Origin of the sequence: Nicoliella spurrieriana, from assembly GCF_023380205.1 — a bacterium.
Lineage (GTDB): Bacteria > Bacillota > Bacilli > Lactobacillales > Lactobacillaceae > Nicoliella > Nicoliella spurrieriana.
Map to the genome: position 1 here is coordinate 720,656 of NZ_CP093361.1, position 22,519 is coordinate 743,174.

The 22,519-nt window shown below is 53.6% G+C and carries 1 protein-coding gene; it reads left to right on the forward strand.

Annotated features, from left to right (window positions below):
* Nucleotides 1-151 precede the first annotated feature (151 nt).
* Complete coding sequence (locus MOO44_RS04360; protein WP_260117195.1) at nt 152-22,465, forward strand: DUF5776 domain-containing protein; 22,314 nt, start codon at nt 152-154, stop codon at nt 22,463-22,465.
* Nucleotides 22,466-22,519 lie beyond the last annotated feature (54 nt).

Here is a 22,519-nt window from a genome sequence, read left to right on the forward strand (position 1 = left end):
GTTTCCTTATTTTTTTTAAGATTTTTTAAATTTAACGGTAATAAATTCATGTGCAATTATTTAATAAGTGTTAAACTGTAAGTATGTAATATTAGGCGGTAATTTAATAATTACCATGAAGCTAATTAAGATAGGTAGGGGAGATGTCCTTATGCTTTATAATAAATTTGAATACGATAAAGTAAATGATCAAAAGGTGCTCCGCAAGGTGAAAAAGCAATGGGTAGTAGTCTCACTATCCATGTTAGCAATCCTTGGGGGGACAGCACTAGAGCAGTCTGGCCGCGCGAATGCGGAAACGGTTGACTCTAGTGCCAATGTGAGTCAAAAAGCAACAACGACTAGTGGTACATATGGTGAAAGCTCTGGTGCAGCAACGACCCAAAGTGCGACCTCAGCAAATGATAGTGCTACGAACACCACTGAATCCGTCCAATCGGGTTCCACGCAGACTGATAGTTCGACTGCAAGTGCTACTAGTACTAATGGTTCAAATCCTAGTGCTAGTTCTACGGTTTCATCTAGCGCTGATACTAGTGCAGCGACTAGTTCCACTAACACCAGTACTGGCTCCAGTGCGAGTTCGGATACCAGTGCGACTGTAAGTTCTTCCGCTAGTGCTAGCTCTTCTGCTGAAAGCAACGGGAGTTCATCTGCTACTGATAGTCAAAGCAGTAGTTCGACGACGGATAGTAGTAGTGCATCTGCAGATAGTAGCGCTGCTAGCGCTGCCGTTAGTGCTGGTTTTGCGGCTGCTTCATCAGCTGCGCAAGCCGGGACGACTGCGCCAAGTAGTGCGGACGCTAACTTCAATAAGGGCGTTTCAGAATACGCCTCTTCAGTTGCCGCTGCGTCTTCATCCGCATCCAATCACGATGGTAGTTCAGACTTAGATCAAACTGCCAAAAGTTTAGCTAATGGGCTCAGCTTGCGGGATGCTGATGGTAATGATGACGGCATCAACGGTAGTAATGGTAGTAGCGGAAGTGACGGCAGTAATGGTAGTAATGGCAGTAATTCCGCCGATAGTGCATCCAGTGCCGAATACAGTTCGGCCTATTCACTAGCCTTTTCAGCTGCCTCAAACGGGTCTTCTTACTCTGCCAGTGGCAGTGTTGATTCAAACGTCGCCAGTGCGATTTCCGCAGCCCAAGTGGCTTATAGTGCTTATAGTTCAGCATTTAGTGCTGCTTTTATTGCTGCTTCCAATGCTGCATTAGCTGGTAAATCAGCTGTAACAAGCAGTGTTAGTGGTTATAATGATGGGCTGCAAGCTTACTACGCGGCTAATGCCGGGGCTGTATCGGCTTGGAATTCGTTGCATCCTGATGATTTGAAATCAGCTGATTCAGCAGCCTCCTTTAACGCTAGTAACGCCTATTACGTTGCTGGTTATAATGCCACGATCGATGGGTTTAATAAGTATAACGCATTAAATAGTAGTGCTGGAACCCAATCTGGCTCTGCAATTTATGGTGCTAACGGAATCGGACAAACTACTAGCGTGACTAGTGGTTCCGTTAACCGGAACACCAGTGCCCAGGTGGTTAATTCACCTAGTGATAGCTCTGAAGCTACTTCTGGCAACGATGTTCAACAGGGGACTGCCGGCAACTTGACCGGGACCGGAGTTAACACTGCTGCGCCAACCCAAAGTCTGGCTTATAACTACGCTGTTGACTACTTCTTAGGTCGGCAGGGAGCCTATGATGCTGAAACTGGTCGGTGGAACGGTGCTGATGGGAGCGGTGCTTATACCGTCTTGAATACCAAAGCCAACACCAATAATCCATACATTCAGGCCTATAACGGGGCTAATGATGCTATTAATAATGAGCAAAGTGGGAATAATTATTTCTCAGTTACGAATTTAACCGCTGCCCAGCAAAGTGCTAATTCCACTAATTACAATTACGGGTACAATGACGTTGCCAATAAGGTTAACAACCAAAACATTGTTTTCGTAACTTATAATACCAGCAGTAAAAATATTTCTAGTTTCTTTACCCGTGGTTACATTAACGGGAACTCTGAAATGCGCTTTACCTCTGATTTTAATGCGACCTCTGCTGATGTTACCGGGACAGCTTACGGTAGTAATATGAACATGATCGTTAACGGGCAAAACCACATTGTCGATATGCAAAAGTGGCACTATAACCCATATAACATTAATAGTTTAACGGTTGAAAATATGGCCAAGATGTATGCTTGGAATATTTATGGACCCGTTAACCTTTACAATTCTACTTCTGGAAGCTTAACTTACCGGAACATTAACTTTGAAGGCTCTCAATTATTCTATGGATCGAGCTTGCCGAATGTATACATTGACGGTGGTGTTAGTGCGATTAGTGAGGGTCGCTATACCAGTCCATTCAATAAGAACTTTGGGACCCAAAATAATAACCAACAGAACATGCAAATCACTAATCTAGAGTTATTGCCAAATTCCTATTACTATGGTCAAACCGAAGATGGGAACGTAATTGAATTAGGTGGCAGCTTGAAACTTGATCAAGGGTCAACGATGACCCTTGCACCTGGTGGTAGTGGTGGTGAAAATGCTGGTAGTTTCAGCCGAAACGGCCAAACTGGGAATGAAGGGCTTGCCATCACCGGTGGGGGTGCCACGATTAACCAGGGTGCCACGTTGAACATTATTCCCCGTGATAACCAAGCCGATGCAATGGTTAACTCTGGTTACGTTAACATCAACGGGGGAACGATGAACGTTACCTACAATAACGCCCCGTCTGATGGGGATCCAATCTGGATCAAGGGGTCCTTAAATGTCCAAAATGGTGGATCATTTAATGTCCACGGGGCCGGGGCTGGTTTCGCGGGCTTTGGTGGCAACATGGTCACGGTTACGAATGCCTCCATTAACGTTCAAAACCGTGGGAATATGTCAATCTATACTGATGGACAAACGACTAATAAGGGCTTAACCCTCTTAAAGAACTACAAAAGTCAAGTGACCATCAATAACCCCGGTACCAACGTTTTCTTGAGTAAGAATGGGATTAATAACGATGCTGGTGGTAAAGGGGTTGGGAACTTCTTTAACACTACGCCAATCAACGCCTATGCAGTGAAGGCCCAGGTTGATGATCAAACTGATGAAAAGCCACAGTATTTAGTTACGATTAATGGGAGTAGCGGAAACGTGGTTCAGGTCTATGATCAAAATGGAAAGCAAGTTGCTGATCCAACCATCACAAACTTTGATAATGCCAATTCCCAATATTTAGCATTCCACGCCGTCCCAACGGTCTTCTTGAATGGTACTCCGGTACTATCACAGAATGCGAATGCTGCCTCTAACTATAACGTTAATGCGAACCTACAATTAAACAATGTTAATAGCACCGATGGTTATGTTTACGTTCGGGTTCAAACCAATGGAACGGATGAAAAACCAGCAGCTGGGGATAATACTTCGAACACCACGACTGATAGTAATGGGATGTTAACAGACCCTGATCAACCGACTAGCACCGGTGGCGATAGTGATTATCGGAATGCCTATACGACTGCGATTCCCGTGTCTGCATTTACCAATAATGGGAATGGGACTTATTCATATAGCTATAGTCATTCAATTGATGCAATTAAGGCGCCCACTAAGCCCATTGATGTCATCGTGACTGCTCAATACCAAGTTACTAACAGTAGTATTGAGATTAAGAACAATGGTAGTAATACCAATGTTATTAATCTTTCACATAATCCCGCGACTTCACCGGTTACTAATAGTAACACTACCGTTAATGGTACGATTACCGACAACGCAATTGTAGTGAACCAAACGGGGAATTATAATACCGCCGCCCAAACAGCTAACAGTAGCACTGCTTCATACGCTTCTTTGGCTGCTTCGGTGACTAGTGCTGCGACCTCTTATTCCAGTGTGGCCTCATCAGCCTCAGCTGTTGTTGATAGCTACAATTCGAATGCCCATTCGCTAGCTAAGGACTCCAACTTAGTTAGTGATGCTAGCTTATCATCAGCGTTTGCTTCAGCATCCAGTGCCATTAATTCATACACTGCTGATGCTAAATCACAATCCTCGATTGCTAGTTCAGCGTCGTCAGCAGCTAGTTCAGCATTTGCTGCAGCCCTTGCTGCGTCTTCAGCAGCTAGTTCCGCTGCTGCTGTAACTGCTAGCGCAATCGTAGCTTTCAGTAGCGCTGCTAGTCTATCGACCCAACCTAGTGTTGCTTCTGCCCAGAACTCAATTAATAGTAACGCATCTTCTGCATCCAGCATTGCATCAAGTGCTGCTTCGGCTGCATTGTCACTATCGGCAGCAGTGACTTCCATTAATGCTGATGGGCAAAAGGCTGCCTTACAGGCAATCAACGATCAGAGTGCGGCTGAAGTTCAAGCCCTTGTGTTAAATTCGGTTGCAACTAGTCTAGCCAACTCATTTGCTGGGAAGGCTGATTCTGAAAATAGCCAAATTAGCTCCAATGCAAGCGCAACTAATCAAGACGTTGCTTCCGTTGCCAGCATTGCTAGTCTCTATCCTTCTAATTCCGCAATTCAAAGTGACAAGGCTAGTGCTGATGCTGCATCTGCTATGATGTCATCAGCCTCTTCAGCTGGTTCAGCTGCTAATGCAGAAGCACTTAACAACAAGAGTCTTGCTGCTAGTGCAAGCGCTGCTGCTAGTTCCGCAGCTGCAACCGTCAGTGCTGCGAATGCTACCTTTAACAGCCAAGTTGCTGCAGCCCAAAATTTGGCTTCGAATGGATACAGTGCCAGTGCCCAATCAACGTTAACGAGTGCTTTGATTGCATATGCTGGTGCTAGTTCAGCGCGGGTGGTCCTCCAAAATGCGAATAAGGCAACGCTAAACGCTAACGTGGCCGCAAGTTCAGCTGAGTCCGTAGTGGCTGAAAACGTTAAGTCGGCTGGTCCTGCTGCAACTGCGCTTTCTAATGCCTCCAGTGCGGCTGCAAGTGCTAATTCAACTGCAACCAGCATTGCAAATAGTAATGGGGGCAGTGCCGTTACCGCTGCTAACGATGCATCTAAGGCAGCTTCTTCTGCTGCTACTGGAGCATCCAATGGAGCTTCAGATGCGGCAAACGCATCATCACGGGCTAACTCAGTGAGTGTGAACGCATCCGGGGCATCAGCAAATAACCAATTAGCAAGTTCAGCTAATAGCGCTGCTACTCAGGCATACACTCAAATCCAAGCGATTGTTTCCAATAATCCAAATAATTCACAATTAACTTCTGCTGCTAGCGCTGCTAGTTCTGCAACTAGTGTTGCCACTTCCGCTGCTAATGCTGCTTCTGATGCTAATAGTGCTGCTCAAGCGGCTAAGCAAAGTGCTGATACTGCTAACGCGAAGGCATCATCTGCAAATACCGCTGCCAGTCAAGCAGCCACCGCAGCTTCTTCTGCCTCCGTGGTTGCTAGTGAAGCCGCTGCCAAGGGCGATCAATCGGCTGCATCCATTGCTGCAAGCAGTGCGATTGCTGCTGCTAGTCAGGCCAGTGCTGCTGCTAGTGATGCTGCATCTGCTAATGATGATGCTTCAACTGCATCAAACGCTGCAGCTAATGCTTCTAGCGTTGCCTCCAGTGCAGCCTCTGCAGCCGCGAGTGCTAATGTCATTGTCCAATCTGCTAATTCCGTTGCCAATAGTATTGCCGGTGGCGCATCGAGTGCTGCCAATGCCGCAGCCAGTTATGCTAATCAAGCCTCTGTGAGTGCTAGTCAAGCAAGTGATTCTGCCACTAACAGTAATGATGGGGCGAATAGTGCATCGAGCGCTGCTGGTAGTTACGCCAGCGCAGCGGATGCTACTTCCAGTGAAGCTGGTTCATCCAGCAGTGCGGTTACTGCTGCACAAAGTGCCATCAATAGTTTAATTAGTTCTAACCCAAGCAGTACGAGTGCTTTCAGTGCTGCTAGTGCCACTATTTCCAGCGCTTCAGCTGCGACTTCATCGGCTACAGGTAATTTAAACAGTGCATCTACCAGTGCAAGTTCCGCAAGTTCCGCTGCTGGTTCGTACGCAGCTAGTGCTAGTTATTATGCCAACCAGGCTAGTATTCAGGCTGCTATCGCTAGTTCTTATGCTAGTGCCGCAGCATTTGCTGCAAAGAATGAGAATACTGAATCAGCTACCAGTGCTGCTGCGTCAGCTTCCATCGCTGCTTCGAATGCCGCATCATACAATACTTCTGCTGCCGCTGCACGTGATTCTGCCGCTAGTGAGGCTTCCAAGGCTTCCGCAGCTAATTCCGTAGCATCGAGTGCTTCAGCGGTAATTTCAAACGCCGCTCACGATGCTTCTAGCGCTGCAGCATCAGCTGCTCAAGCGGCCGGTGAAAATGCTGCGAGCGATGCTGATAATAACGCTAGTTCGGCTGCCAGTGCCGCTGCCTTAGCTAAGAGTGCCGCTTCGAATGCGTTTAGTGGGGCGGATAGTGCCGCCGCTGATGCAGGGAAGTACTCCAGTGCTGCTAGCTCTGCATCCAATCAGGCTGCCCAATCAATGGGGTCAGTCACCTCCGCACAAACTGCAATTAGTAGTATGGCTAGTGATAATCCGAATGATCCAACCGTAAAGAGTGCTGCTGGCACGATTGCCAGTGCTAGCGCTGCCGCTAGTTCCGCTGCCAGTGATGCTACTAGTGCTAATAGTGCTGCTAATTCAGCTAGCGTTGCTGCCAGTGATGCTGCTTCTCAAGCGCATTCAGCTGCTTCTTCAGCAGATAGTGCTGCTGCGTCAGCTTCTAATTTTGCTAGCCTTGCTCACTCCGCTGCTTCCGCTGGGGATGTTAGTTTAGCCAATTCTTATGCTAATGATGCTTCCAGCGCTAATGACAATGCCCAGTCTGCTAAGGCATCTGCAGAATCGGCAAGTAACTCCGCTAATTCACAGGTAGCAGCAGCTTCTAGTGCTGCTGCTAAGGCTGCCAGTGCCTCAAATGCTATGCAAAGCATTGCTAGTGAAGCCGCTGCCGCTGAACAAGCTGCTGCTAAGGCGGTCGCTGGTCAAAATACGAACAAGCAGGCTAGTGCATACGCTTCCACTGCCGATAGCGCTTCCGTTGTCGCATCCACTGCTGCAACTGGTTCTGCCCAGGGGGCATCCGATGCATCGAACACAGCTTCACACGCTAATTCGGTCAGCGTAACGGCTTCTGACGTTGCGTCAAGCAACGTTGCTGCTTCCACAGCTGCCAGTTCTGCGAACTCATACGCTAGTGCTGTGAACTCGATTGCATCTGCGAACCTAACTAACCCGACGATTTCCAGTGCTAATTCCACCGTTAACGCTGCTGCTTCAGCTGCTAACTCGGCATCCAGTGATGCGGCAAGTGCCAACTCCGCTGCGCAATCTGCCAAGAGTCGTGCTGACAGTGATAACGCCAAGGCTGCTTCAGCGAACGCTGCTGCAAGTGCTGCTGCGAGTGCTGCGCATTCGGCTTCTGCCGTTGCGAGCCAAGCGGTTGCCAACGGGAACACTTCCGTTGCTGCATCTGCATTATCAGCGGCTGCTGAAGCTGCTGCTAGTGCTACGAGTGCTGCTAGCGATGCATCCAATGCTAATGCTGATGCCGCCTCTGCTGCTAGTGATGTGGATCGTGCCTCTACGGTTGCTTCCAACGCTGCTAATGTGGCTTCCAATGCTAATTCCGTTGCCGCCTCTGCTGCTGCTGATGCTAATAAGCAACTAGATAGCGGCTACGCAGCGGCTGCATCCGATGCTGCTGCTAAAGCGAAAGCCGATAGTGTGGCTGCTTCAGGCGCCAATGGTTCTGCTGCGCTGAACGGAAACGATGCTGCATTGAAGTCCAGCCAGGCTAGCGTTTCAGCCATTCAAGCTGGGGATGCTACCAGTTCAGTCAATTCCGCTGCTTCCACGGTTAGTGCGCTCAACAGCCTGAATAGCGCCAACCCAGCGGTTGCCTCCGCTAGTTCGGTCGTGGCTTCCGCTAGCTCCGTTGCTAATTCAGCTTCAGCAGATGCTACGCTTGCATCCTCCGCTGCGAATAGTGCTAAGGCTGCGGCTGATTCCGCAACCGCTAGTGCCGTTGCGGCTTCGACTGCTGCCTCAGATGCTGCAGTGAAGGCCAGTTCATACGCTGCCGATGCGCAATCTGCGCATGGGCCTGCTGCATCCAGTCTTGCTAGTCAAGCCGCCTCTGCTGCTGGCGATGCTGATAGTGCATTAGCCAGTGCTAATTCAGCATCCAATGCCGCCAACTCCGCTGCTCAACAGGCGACGAGCGCCGCATTGCGGGCTGCTTCAGATCAAGCATTGGCTACCAGTGCTGCTAATGACGCCGCCAGTGCCGCTAATAATGCATCCAGCGTGATTGCTGCCGGGATTTCCAGTGCAAATAGTTCCGTTAGTTCGGCTGGTAGTGATGTTGCATCCGCAGTTACGACCGGGACCAGTGCAGTTAGTGGGGCTACTTCCGCTAGTTCCGCTACTAGTCAAGCCTCGGCCTCTGCTAATTCATCGAATTCATTAGCTAGTTCGGCTGCCAATAACGCGAACCTGGATGCTCAAGATGCCGCCGCCATCGCTTCTGCTAACCCAAGCAATGCTTCAATTGCTTCCGCTGCGAGCCAGGCTGCCTCCGCTGCCGGGACCGCTAGTTTTGCTGCTTCGTTGACTAGTTCTGCTTCCCAAACGGCTTCGAGTGCCTCCAGCGTTGCTAGTTCGGCTGCCAACGTTGCCACTAGTGCTAACAACGATGTAAGTGCTGCTAACAGTGACTATGCATCGGCTGCTTCCGTTGCCGCTGCGGCCGCTAAGACCAGTAACAGCGCCTTAGCATCGAGTGCTGCCAGTGCTGCGGCCTCCGCTGCTGCTCGCGCGAAGTCGGGTGCGGTACTAGCTAGTTCCGCCACTGCGATTGCATCATCAGCCGCTATTGATGGCACGAGTGCTGCTGCTAAGGCTGCCAGTGCCGCTGCGGTTGCTAGCTCCGCTAACTCGGTTGCTAACGCTGCCGATAGTGCTGCTAATTCAATGAACAGTGCCAAGCCTGCTAACTCCGCATCTGCTGCCAGTGCCGGGAACAGTACGGCTACTTCTGCGGTTGCTGCCACCAGTTCTGCTGCAGGCGTGACTGGACCAGCCGCTAGTGCTACCAGTACGGACGCTTCCAATGCCGATAGCTACGCCAAGGTTGCTTCAGATGCAAATGCCGGTGCCGGGAGTTCCGCTAGCCTTGCTAATAGTGATACCAGTGCCGTTAACAGCTATGCAAGCCAGTTCCCAACCAACAGCCTCATCAGTAGTGCCGCTGTGGTTGCTAGTTCCGCTAATTCAGTGGTCAACTCCGCTAGTTCGGACGCTGCCAGTGCCAACAGTGTGGCTGAGAATGCTAAATCGACTGCCGATTCTGCCTCTAATGATGCTAGTCACCAAAACTCAGTTGCCAAATCCGCAGCTAGTGCTGCTTCCGCTGCTTCCTTAAACGCTGCTGCTGCATATGCTGCTGGTAGTACGACTGCAGGGGACCGGTATGCTCGTCAAGCTAGTCAAGCTGCTACCGATGCTAGTTCCGCTGCTACCCAGGCCCAAAGTGACTCATCCGCCGCTAGTTCAGCTGTCGTCGCTGCTTCGAGTGCTGCTGCGACTGCCACTTCAGCTTCTAGCGTCGCTGCCAGTGCTGCTAAGGTGGTTACCGGTGCGTTTGACGACGCCTCATCTGCAGCTTCAGCTGCCGACGGTTACGCAAGCGGTGCCGATAGTGACGCCAAGAAGGCTAGCAGCGCTGCTTCAGTGGCTGCTTCTAACGCCGCTGCCACTAGTACCGATCAATCAGGAGTTACCAGTGCTTCTTCAGTCGTTAGCTCCGCTACGAGCACTGCGACTAGCGTTGCTAGTGCGACGACTTCCGCCAGTGCCGCCATTTCCGCTGCTAGCTCAATTGCTGCCGCCGGTGGGCACTCAGATGATCCACAAATTTCAAGCGATGCAAGTACGGCTAGTTCGGCTGCCAGTGTTGCGAGCGCCGCTAATTCGACCGTAAGTAGTGCTGCTTCGGACTTCAATTCCGCCAGTGTTGATGCTAGTTCAGCAATTGCCAGTGCCAGTGCAGCCAGTTCAGCTGCCAACGATGCCGCTAGTGCTGCCCGTTCAGCTGCGAACGTCGCATCTAGTGCCGCTGCTGCTGGTGATAATGCTGCCGCTAGTTCCGCTAGTGCCGTTGCGTCCCAACAAGCTGCTTCCGCAATCGCTGCATCGACCGCTGCTGCATCCGCACGGACCAGTGCTGATAGCGCCTCGACTGCTGCAGCTAAGGCTGCTAGTGCGGCCGCTGCTGCTGCGAACGTTGCTAGCTCCGCCAATGCAGTGCAAAGTTCCGCTGCCAATGATGCCCAATCGAGAGCTGCTAGTTTGAACCCAACCGATTCGACTGCCAATTCGATGCGGGCAAGTAATGCTGCGAGTGCCGCAGCCTCCAATGCTGCTGCGACTGACAGTTATGCCAAGGTTGCTTCCGATGCCAATGCTGACACCCAACCAACCGCTAGTTCTGCTGGTTCATCGGCCAGTGTTGCTAGTTCTGCTACCGCTGTCGTTAACTCGTTCGCTAAGCAATACCCAAGTAATGCTACCATTGCTGCCGTTAACACCGCTGCAAACAACGCCAACAGTGCCGCTAGTTCTGCTGGGACCGATGCTTCGATCGCTGCGAGTCAGGCGAGTGCTGCTAATTCATCCGCTCAGGCTGCTAAGGTCGTAGCGGATAGTGCTGCCAGCGTTGCCAGTTCCGCTAATTCCGTTGCCGCCAGTGCTGCCAGTGCGAGTCCATTTGACTCTGCTGCTGCATCGCAGGCCGCTGCTGATGCTGAATCCGCAAATGCGGTCGCATCCAGCGCCCAAACGAATGCTTCATCGGCCGCCAGTGCTGCCCAATCCGCATCCAACCGGGCTGCAATTGATTCCTCGTTAGCTAGTTCCGCTGCTCAAGCAGCCAGTGGTGCTGCATCGACTGCCACTTCCGTTGGCAATGCGCTTGCAAGTGCTAATTCAGTGGCTAGTTCTGCGAACCCAGCTGCTTCCAGTGCTGCGAGTGACGCCACTAGCTACGCCAGTGGTCAACCTAACGGGCCAAGCGATGCTGATAATGCTGCTTCCCACGCCGCTTCGGTCAGTGTAGTGGCTTCCAGCGTTGCCAGTGCCTACAACAGTGCTAGTTCCATGGCTGCATCCGCTAACGATGCTGACGATAGTGCTCAATCAGTTGCGAGTGCTAACCCTGGCAACTCAGCACTTCAATCCGCAGTTTCAATTGCAAATAGTTATGCACAAAATGCATCGGCCGCTAAGTCAGCAGCTGCGATTGCTAACTCCGCCGTGCAATCCGCTAAGAGTCAAGCAGACGTTGCTTCATCGACGGCTGCGAGTGCTAATTCCGCTGCTAATTCTGCTGCTCAGGCTGCTAGCCTAGCTAGTGATGCCACTTCCAGGGCTGTCGCAAATGGTGATCAAAACGCCGCTGCCAGTCAAGCCGTAGTGGCCAGTCAACAAGCATCGATTGCCGCTAGTGAAGCTGCAGTGGCTAAGGCTGCCAACACCGATGGCTCAAATGCCGCCAGCGTTGCTAGTTCTGCTGCCGCTAATTACAATTCCGCAAGCAGTGCATTAAGTTCTGCTGCTGGTTCGCTTGCCGAGGCTTTGAACAGCTTTAATTCCGCTGCCAATAGTGGCTATGCTTCCGCTGCTGATGCTGCTGCCGCACGGGCTGCTCAAGACCATAGTGATGCTTCCAGTGCCAACAGTGCTGCCGCAATTAATGGCAATGACGCTGCGCAAAGATCAACGCAAGCTAGCGTTTCATCCAGTCAAGCTAGTTCTGAGACCGGGGCTGTTAACTCAGCATCTGCTGCAGTATCCGCATTGAATCAACAAAATAGTGCCAACCCAGTCGTAGCTTCCGCTAGTTCGGTGGTTGCTTCTGCTAGCTCGGTTGCCAACTCCGCATCTGCAGATGCCACGATTGCATCCGCATCCGCATCCAGCGCAAAGGCTGCTGCTGACGCAGCCACTGCCAGTGCTGTCGCTGCTAGTTCCGCTGCTTCCAGCGCTGCTGCTAAGGCATCCAGTGCTGCGAGCGCAGCCAAGGGCGCCCAAGGCCCATCCGCTGCTAGCCTTACGAGCCAAGCCATTGCTGCTGCAAACGATGCCGATGTGGCAGCATCGAACGCTTCTACTGCTTCCAATGCTGCTAATGCTGCCACCCAAAGTGCTGCGAGTGCTGCATTACGGGCCGCTTCTGATCAAGCATTGGCTTCCAATGCTGCCCGGGATGCTAAGAACGCTGCTAACGACGCTTCCAATGCAATTGCTGCTGGGATTTCCAGTGCCAATAGTGTGGTTAGTTCAGCTGGTTCTGATGTCTCATCCGCTAGTGCGGCCGGATCGAGTGCTGCGGTTGCCACTAGTTCTGCTAGTGATGCCACTAGTCAAGCATCTGCTCAAACGAATCTCGACAGTGCCAGTGCTAGTTCCGCTGCTAATAGCGCGAACTTAGACGCCCAGGATGCTGCTGCCATTGCAGCTGCTAACCCTGGCAATGCTTCGCTCGCCGCTGCTGCCGCTAAGGCATCCAGTGCTGCAAGCGTCGCTAGTTCTGCAAACACAGTTGCTAGTTCCGCTTCCCAGACCGCATCCAGCGCTGCAATTGTTGCTAGTTCTGCGAACGTGGTCGCATCGAGTGCCAATAATGACATTAGTGCTGCAAACAACGACTATGCATCCGCATCCGCCGTTGAAGCTTCCGCTGCCAAGACCAGCAATAGTGCCTTAGCATCGAGTGCCGCATCTGCTGCTGCATCTGCCGCTGCCCGTGCGAAATCCGGTGCAGCCATTGCGAGCCAAGCTGCTGCGACGGCTTCAGCTGCTGCCGTTGACGGCTCCAATGCCGTTACCGCTGGTGATAGCGCCGCTGCCGTTGCTAATTCAGCCGCCAGTGATGCTTTCGCTGCGGATAGTGCCGCTAATGCAATGAACACTGCTAAGCCATTAGATCCCGCTGCTTCTGCTAGTGCCGGGAACAGTGTGGCCGCTAGTGCCGTTAGTGTTACCAGCTTTGCCACCAGCGTTGCCGATCCAATCTCAGACATTGCCAGCACCGATGCATCAGCTGCAGATAGCTATGCGAAGGTCGCATCCGCTGCCAATACCGGGACCGGTAGTGATGCTAGTCTCGCTACTAGCGCCACCAGCGCCGTTAACAGCTATGCAAGTCAATTCCCAACCAACACGCTCATCAGTAGTGCTGCTGCGGTCGCTAATTCCGCCAATGCAGTGGTCAACTCCGCTAGTTCAGACGCTGCAAGTGCCAACAGCGTAGCTGCCAATGCTAAGTCGGTTGCCGATGCTGCATCTAATGATGCTAGCCAACAAGCTTCCGTTGCTGATTCTGCTAACACCGCTGCGATTGCAGCATCGAGTGCTGCTTCATCCGCATACGCTGCCGGGAGTACTGCTGCCGGTGATCGGTATGCTCGTCAAGCCAGCCTTGCTGCTAACGATGCTAGTTCCGCCACGAGTGCTGCTAAGAACGACTCCACAGCTGCTAGTTCAGCCGTTGTCGCTGCCTCCAATGCTGCCTCGACTGCCGTTTCCGCTTCTAGCGTAGCTGCCAGTGCCGCTGCGAACGTGGTCAGTGCGTTTAGTACTGCCTCGAATGCCGCCCAAGCTGCTGGTGGTTATGCCGGTGGTGCCGATAGTGATGCTAAGAAGGCCAGCAGCGCCGCTTCGGTTGCCAACTCTAACGTGGCTGCCGCTAGTTCGGACCAAACCAGCGTTGCCAGTGCTTCTTCAGTCGTTGAATCTGCCCAAAGCGCTGCTACCAGCGTTGCTAGTGCAACGACGTCCGCTAGTGCTGCCATCGCTGCCGCTAGTTCAATTGCTACCGCCGGTGGGCACTCAGCTGACCCACAGATTGCTTCCGATGCAAGCACGGCTAGTGCTGCTGCCAGCGTTGCTAGCGCTGCGAACGCGGTCGTAAGTAGTGCTGCTTCAGACTTTACCTCCGCCAGTGCTGCTGCTAGTTCCGCAATTGCCAGTGCCAACGTAGCTAGCGCATCCGCAAACGATGCCGCTAGTGCTGCTCGTTCCGCTGCTAACGTCGCATCGAGCGCCGCTGCTGCTGGGGATAACGTAACTGCTGCTTCTGCTAGCTCGGTTGCCCCTCAACAAGCTGCATCCGCAATCGCAGCCTCCAATGCTGCCTCCGCTGCCCGAACCAGTGCCGATAGTGAGACTGCTGCTGCAGCTAAGGCTGCTAGTGAGGCCGCCTCCGCTGCCGCCGTTGCTAGCTCCGCGAACGCGGTCCAAAGTTCGGCTGCAAACGATGCTCAATCCAGAGCCGCTAGTTTGAACCCCGCTGATCCGACTGCGAACTCAGCGCGGGCAAGTAATGCCGCTGCTGCAACGCTATCAAATGCGTCAGCAACCGGTAGTTACGCTTCAATTGCCTCCGTTGCTAACGATGGGGCCCAAACGACCGCCCCACAAGCTGGTCAATCCAGCAGTCAAGCTAGTTCCGCAACTTCCGTTGTAAACTCGCTTGCTTCCCAATACCCAAGCAATGCCGCTATTTCCGCCGCTAACAACGCCGCCAATGCTGCTAACAGTGCCGCTAGTTCTGCTGCCAGTGACGCCGTGACCGCTGCCAACCAGGCAAGTGCTGCTAAGTCCTCCGCGGTGGCCGCTTCTCAATCCGCTGCGGTTGCAGTGGTAATTGCCAATAACGCTAGTTCGACTGCTGCATCCCTCGCCAGCGCACAACCATTTGACTCCGCTGCATCGCTGGCACTCTCCAGTGCTGCGAGCGCTGCTGATTCCGCCAATGCATCCGCTGCCGTTGCCCAAAGCACCGCTTCCACGGCTGCTAGTGCTGCGCAATCCGCATCCAACCGGGCTGCGACCGATTCGTCATTGGCTAGTTCCGCTGCCCAGGCTGCCCAGGCCGCGCAAGCTGCCGCACTGAACACGACGCAGGCATTATCGACTGCCGCTAGTGCTGCCGCTGCCGCTCCTGGAGCCGGGAAGTACGTTTCCGCTGCATCATCTGCCGCTAGCTCGGCTACGAGTGCCGCTAGTTCGGCTGGTTCCAATGCCGGCAACGCCGTAGCGAGTGCTGCGGCTACCACCAGTGATACCGCTACATTGAGCGCAACCAGTTCAGTGGTTGCTAGCGTCGTTGCTGCCAACCCATCCGATGCTTCAGTTGCCGCTGCTGCCAGCACCGTTGCTTCATACGTTGCTGCTGGCGCAAGCGCATCTGCTGCCGGGGCTCAAGCCGCATCGCAAGCCGTTGTTGATAGTTCCGCTGCTAGCGTTGCTGCTGACCAGGCTGCAAGTCAATATGCTGCTGCCGTGAATGCCTCCAACGCTGCCAAGTCGTATGCTGATGCTGCGAACAGCTACGCCCAAACGGGTGATAGTGCGAATGCAGCCTTGAACTCCAGCCTAGCTGATTCCGCCGTTGCTGCCGCATCACAAGCTGCATTGACCGGTTCGTCATACGCCAATGCCGCCGTTAGTGCTGCCCAACAAGCAACGACTCAATCCCAAAGTGCTGCTAGTGCTAAGACCGCGACCCAATCAGCTGCTTCTGCTGCCGGTCAGGTTCAATTAAGCCTTACCAACTCGGTTGCCCAGGTTAACTCGGCAGCTTCGAGTGAGGCTAGTTCCGCCCAACCAGTTGCAGCCAGTGCCAGCGCTGATGCTAGTGCCGCTGCTTCCGGAGTGGTCGTTAACAGTAGCGCCGCCGCTGTTAGTTCATCGAACGCTAGTTCCGCAAATGATGCTGCTTCGACTGCCGCTTCGAATGCTGCCACCGTTGCCAGCACCGCCGCTAGCGTGGCTGCTGCCAACCCGAAGGATGCATCGATTGCAAGTGAGGCTGCGCAAGCCGCATCTGCCAACGCCGTTGCATCCAGTGCCGCTTCCGTCGCTGTTCAAGCCTCCAGTGCGGCATGGACTGCTTCTAGCACGGCATCCAGTGCGAACGTAGTCGCTGCATCTGCTAACACGGCCACCGATAGCTTCTCAGCCGTGGCTTCGACTGAAGCTGCCGCTGCTTACCAGGCTTCCAATGCTGGCAACATGGCCGCTGCGAAGTCACATGCTGATGCTGCATCTAATGCTGCTGCAAATGCTGCTGCCCAAGCCGTTGTTGCTGATTCAGCTTCTGCTGCTGCATCCCAGGCTGCTGTAGCTGGCTCCGCTGCCGCTAGTCGCGCTGCCAGCGCCCAGGCGACAGCCCAAAGTGCTGCGGTGGCTGCTTCGACTGCCGGGAACTTTGCTTCCTCCGCCAGCTCGTTTAATTCTTCTGACGCAGTGACTGGCAGCAGTACTGCTGCTAGCGCCAATAGTGCCGCCGCTTCATTTGCCGGTGGGGCTGCTGGCAACGCCGATGATGCGAATAGTAATGATCAATTGGCATCTAAGTACGCCAGTGAAGCTAGTTCTGCTACCAGTGGCGCCAACCTTTCGGCTTCCAGTGTAAGTAGTGCTGCTACTTCTGCTGGCGCAGTCGTTGCCGCCAACCCAAGAAATTCAGCCATCAGCAATGCTGCTGCTGCAATCAATTCTGCTAACGTAGTTGCATCTAGTGCGAACTCCGATGCAGTGCTTGCCAACAGTCAAGCTGCATCTGCTAAGGCTGATGCTGACGCTGCTAATAACACCGCCAGTTCACAAAGTAGCCTTGCTAAGCAGGCCGCTGCTCAAGCAAGCACGGCATCTGCCAATGCTTCGCTGGCATACGCCACTAAGGACTATGCTGCCGGAAACAGCTACACCGCCGCTGCGGTTGCGGCTGCTTCGAACGCATCGAATGCTAATTCCGCCGCTGCTTCTGCCGCTGCCGCTGTTAAATCGGCCACTGACGTTGCATCGAGTGCCGATGGCCGTGCCATCGCTGATTCCAAGGCTGCTGCGAGTGCCGCGTTAAGCGCGAGTGCTGCTGTGGACGCCTTGAACAGCGCCGTTACAACCCAGAATTCACAAATTAGTGTGGCAAATGCCAACTCGAGTGCCGCTAGTTCCGCTGCTAGTGATGCGAGTGCTGCTAGTGTCAATGCTGACAGCAACAGTGCTTCGGCTGCTGCCAACTCGAGTGCCGCTAGTTTAGCTGCTGCCCAAACGTCTAGCAGTGTCAGCCTCGCTGGTTCATACACCAACGATGCGAGCGTTGCATCCTCCGTTGCTGCCCAAAACAGTGCGGATCCTGCGACCGTATCCGCATTATCCAGTGATGTAGCAGTTGCTTCGAGCGCCAATGCCCGGGCCAACGCTGCTAACCAAGCCGCCAGTGATGCTAGTTCGGTCGCCACCGCCGCTAGTTCTGCTGCATCGAGTGCGGTAGGGAGTGCGTCGACTGCCAACGCCGTTGCATCCTCTGCTAACCGCACCGCAAGCAAGTTGGCTAGCCAAGCTGCCTCCGCTGCTGCGACTGGCAAGAGTTCGGACGCTGACCGTTACAACACCTTAGCTAGTGCTGCTGCTAAGTCAGCTGCCGATGCTACCGCTAGTGCCCAAGCTGCCGCCCAGGTCGTTGCGAGTGCTAACTCAGTGGCTGCCAGTGCAACCCAAGCTGCCCAGAGTGCTTCGAGCACCGCTATTTCAGCTGGGTCACTTGCATCCTCCGCTGCTTCTGATGCGCAATCCAGAGCCGCTAACTTTGATGCTGACCTCAGCAAGAAGCGGGCATCGAATGCCTCCGTTGCGACTGATTCACACGCTGGTGAAATTGCCAGTGATAGCGGAGTGGTTTCGAGCGCTTCCAGTGTTACCAAGAGTGCGATCTCAGCTGCTAACAAGGCATCGAGTTCTGCTGATAAGGCAACTTCCGCTACTGATTCACTAGCTTCTGCTAACCCTGAAAATGCGGTCGTTTCCGCTGCTAATTCAACTGCCCACTCTGCTTCAGCAGTGGCTTCTAACGCCGCTTCTGATGCCGTGGTCGCAAGTGGCATCGTTTCGAGTGCTTCGGCAGTCGTTAGTTCCGCTTCATCGGTTGTTTCAGATGCTCAACAGGCCGCATCGAATGCTTACTCCACCGCATCGAGCGCCGCTTCCGTTGCTGGTGATCCAACCATCACGGCTGAATCACGGGCCGCAGCGCGGTCTGCTGCTAAGGTGGCTGCGGATAGTGGGGCGGCTCAAGAAGCATTGGCTTCGTCAGCTGCTACCGATGCTTCCAACGCTGCTGCTGCTGCGAGTCAAGCTGCCGGCCGGGCTAGTCGTGATCAATCGATCGCGTCAACCGCCGCTGCCCAAGCTGCTGCCGCCCAACAAGCTGCGCAAACCGCAGTGAACAATGGGGCTAGTTACAACCGGGCCGCTGATTCAGCTGCGACTGCTGCCGCTGGTGCTGATACGACCGCATCCAATGCGGCTGCTGGTGCTGATCAAGATGCATCCCTTGCATCTTCATACGCAAGTCAAGCCAGCGCTTCAACTAGTCAAGCGGTTAGCGGGAACGCAAGCGTTTCCAACGCCGCTGCTGAAGCTACCAGCATTTCATCATCGAACCCAACCAACACCGTAGTTAGTGCCGCAGCTTCGACTGCGACTTCCGCTGCTGTTGTCGCTAGTGCCGCTACTTCCGATGCCGTAATTGCTAATTCACAGGCCCAAGCTGCTAAGCAAACGGCTAGCCAAGCTGCTAGTTCGGCTGACTCCGCTAGTGCTGCTGCTAGTTCTGCGAACGTAATTGCTGTATCTGCTGCATCGGCTGCCAAGAGTTATGCCAGTGCCGGGGATGAATCCGCTGCCCAAAGCGCAAACGCAATTGCTTCGAACCAGGCTGCGACTGCCGTTTCTGCTGCTTCGGTCGCCGTCCTTGCATCCAACACCGCATCGGTCGCCGTCCAAAGCGCATCCAGTGCTTCGGTCCGGGCTGCTTCCGACGCCGCTGCCGTTGGTTCAGCCTTGAGCATTGCAAACTCCGCCAACGCCGCTGCTTCTGCTGCTGCAGAGGCTGGGAAGCAGGGCTTAGCTAAGGCTGATGCCACAACTTCCGAGGCCACTTCGGCTGACACGGCTGCTGCGAATGCTGCTAGTGGAGCTGGAAGTGATGCTGCCTTAGCCTCCAAGTATGCAAGCCAAGCTAGTTCATCAACGAGCGAAGCTGCGACTGGCGACGCGGTGGTCAACACCAACACCAGTCAAGTCAACAGCATTGCATCTGCGAACCCAGCTAACAAGCTCGTTAGTTCCGCCGCTGTGGTTGCAAACTCCGCATCGATTGCCGCTAGTTCAGCTACTTCCGATGCTGTGATTGCAAATAGTAACGCCCAGGCTGCCAAGAGCACTGCCAGTGCTGCTGCTAGCGCTGCGACCTCGAACAGTTCGGCTGCCAGTGCCGCTGCTTCCTTAGCAGCCAGCGTTGCCGTTACTGCCAAGAGCTTCGCCAGTGCTGGTGATCCATCCGCTGCTGAAACGGCTAACTCGACTGCTGCTAGCTATGCTAACGCTGCTAGTGCTGCCGCTGCCCAAGCGGTTAGTGATTCATCAACGGCTAGTTCTGCTACCGTCGTTGCATCCGATAATGCAACGCGGGCTGCTAGTGACGCTGCTGTGGTTTCCGGTGCGGTCCAAGCGGTGCTTTCCGCTAACTCCGCTGCCGCTTCAGCTGCTGCCAATGGGGCTAAAGGGACGTCCAGTGCCGATGCCTCATCCTCGCAAGCCGCTAGTGACAACGCTGCTGCTAGTGCTGATGCAAGTGGTGCTGATAGTAACGCTGCCCTCGCATCCAAGTACGCAAGTCAAGCTAGCGTTTCAACTAGCCAGACTGCTGAAACGACCGCGAGTGCCAACTCGATCAATAGCGCTACGTCCAGCATCGCAGTTGCCCACCCATCGAATGCAGTGATCAAGTCGGTCGCATCCGTTGCTAGTTCCGCGACTTCGGTTGCTCAATCAGCCAATAGTGATGCCATCACCGCCAACTCCGTAGCCCAAAGTGCTAAGAGTGCTGCCAGTGCTGCTGCTGCATCCGCCGATGCCGCAAGCAAGGTCGCCAGTTCGACTGCTACGCTTGCCGCTAGTTATGCCACTGCTGCGAAGAGCTACGCCACTGCTGGTGATGAATCCGCCGCTGCTGCTGCCAATGCTTCTGCAGTTGATCAAACAAGCATCGCTAGTTCCGCTGCCGTTCAGGCCCATACCGGTTCGGTCGACGCCTCGACTGCTGCCCAAGCGGCATCATCCGCTTCGGTCCGGGCTGCTTTGGATAGCTCAATTGCTGCCCATCAACTAAGCATTGCGGCTGTGGCTGGTTCAATGGCTGCTTCCGCTGCGAACCAACAAAGCGCCGATGCACAATCTGCATCCGCTGCCACTAGTCAAGCTGCTGCCACTAGTGTTGCGACTGCTTCTAAGGCTGCCAGCGCTGCCAGTGCCAACACCGCGACGACTTCGATTGCCAGTGCGGTCAGCGCCAACAATGCGAACACGCAAAGTGCGAACAACGATGCTGCATCCGCTGCCAACCAGGCCACGAGCTTAGCTGCCAATGCGCAACAAAACTCCAGTGCCCAATCATTTGCAATCCAGGCAATGTCGGCACAACAAACGGCCGCATCCGCTGCTGCTTTAGCCGCTAGCGCTAATTCGACCGCCCAAAGTGCCAAGAGTGCCGCTAGTGCTCAAAACAGCATTGCTTCGGGTGCTAACAGCATGGCCACGATTCTAAACCGGGATGCCGCTAGCTATGCTAGTGCTGCATCTGCTGCCGCAAGTGCCGGGGACTACAGTGCCGTTAGTTCATACAACGCACTGGTCAACTCCGCAAACAGTGCCGCTGCTGGTTACTACAACATGGCTTCATCAGCTAATTCGGCTGCGAGCGCTCAAGCTTCAATTGCCGCTGCCGCTCAATCCACGGTTGCATCTGCAAACTCAGTTGCCATGGTGGCCCGGGCCAACGCCCAATACGCCGCTGCCGCTGCTTACAATGTGACCCACTTGAGTAACAACGCAAGCAAGTACGCTGCAGCCGCAAGCACGGCTAACAGCTATGCGGTTTCAGCCGCCAGTGCGGTTAGTGCCGATCAAAATACGGCGGGCATGTACTCGTCAGTAGCATCTAGCTACACTTCATCGACGTTCCTACCGGCTAGTTCTGCTCAACTGCTTGCTAGTCAAGCTGCTAGCCTCGCTGCTTCTGCGACTGATAATTCCGCATTAGCTAGCTACGCCGTGGCTGCTAGTTCGGCTTCGACCACGATCACTTCGGCGTCTGCCGATGCTGTGATTGCTAACAGTATTGCTAGTTCAGCGACCAACGTTGCCAATGCGGCTGCTTCTGCTGCATCGATTGCTGCTGCTAATGTCAACAAGGCCAACGCAGCTGCTAGTTCCGCTAACGTTGCTGCTTCGACGGCTTACGCACAGGGGAATCAATCACTTGGTGATAGCTATGCTTCCCAAGCTTCCCAAGCTGCGGCTTCCGCTGCTTCGGCTACCACGCAATTGCAAAGTGCCAATGCTACGTTGTCATCAGCCACCAGCGTTGCGCACTCCGCTGCTCAGCGGGCTGCTAGTGATTATCAAATCATCATTATGGCTGCGAAGGTCATCTTTGATGGGCAATCCAACATCGCTTCGGCCACTAGTAGTGTTGCCTCATCCGTGGCTAATGATTACTACAATCGTGGGTTAGCCGATGCCAAGAATGATAGTGCGAAGGACTCTGCCTACGCTAGTTATCCTTCCTACACGGGCGCCTACGATGGTTATCGTGATGCTTACAAGGGTAAGACTGCGAAGACCGACTTCACCGGCCAATCCAGCGTTTACGCTGCGGACTACGCCGCTGCATACGCGGCCGGCCACGCTGCTTACTTGAAGCAGGTCCGGGCTGGAAAGGCGGCTGCTCAGAAGTCACCTTACTACTCTAAGGCTTCGCTCAAGAACAAGTCGGCCGGCTACAAATTCGGGTACGTCAATGCCTTTAATGCTAGGTTGAAGAAACACCCAATCTACATTTACAATACCAAGGGGCTCTATGTTCATACGCAGGCGACCTTCGGTCAGAAGACCCGCTTGAAGGGGTATGCTAAGAAACCACAAAACAAGATTTCTGAATTTAAGGTCTCCAGAATTGCCCTTTCCAAGAGTGGCTTGATCCGTTACTACATCAAGAGTCACTTGAGCAGTAGTGTCACGAAGGGTTACTTGACCGCAAACCGGAACTTTGTTGTGAATGCTTACTACACCAAGCGTGAACAGGCGGCTGCTAAATCCAATACCATTCAAGTAATTAACAAGAAGGGGATTCGGGTTCACAACAGCACCACCTTCGGTTCCAAGACTGGTCAATACCACAAGCAAGGAGCCAAGCTCCACGTTGACAGAGTGGTTAAATACAAGGGCTTAACCAGGTTCTACATCGGCCATGGTAAGTACATCACAAGTAACAAAAAATTTGTGAAGTTTATCTAATCACTAGGTCATGATTTAAAAAACACCATTTAATCAGTGTTGATACTGATTAAG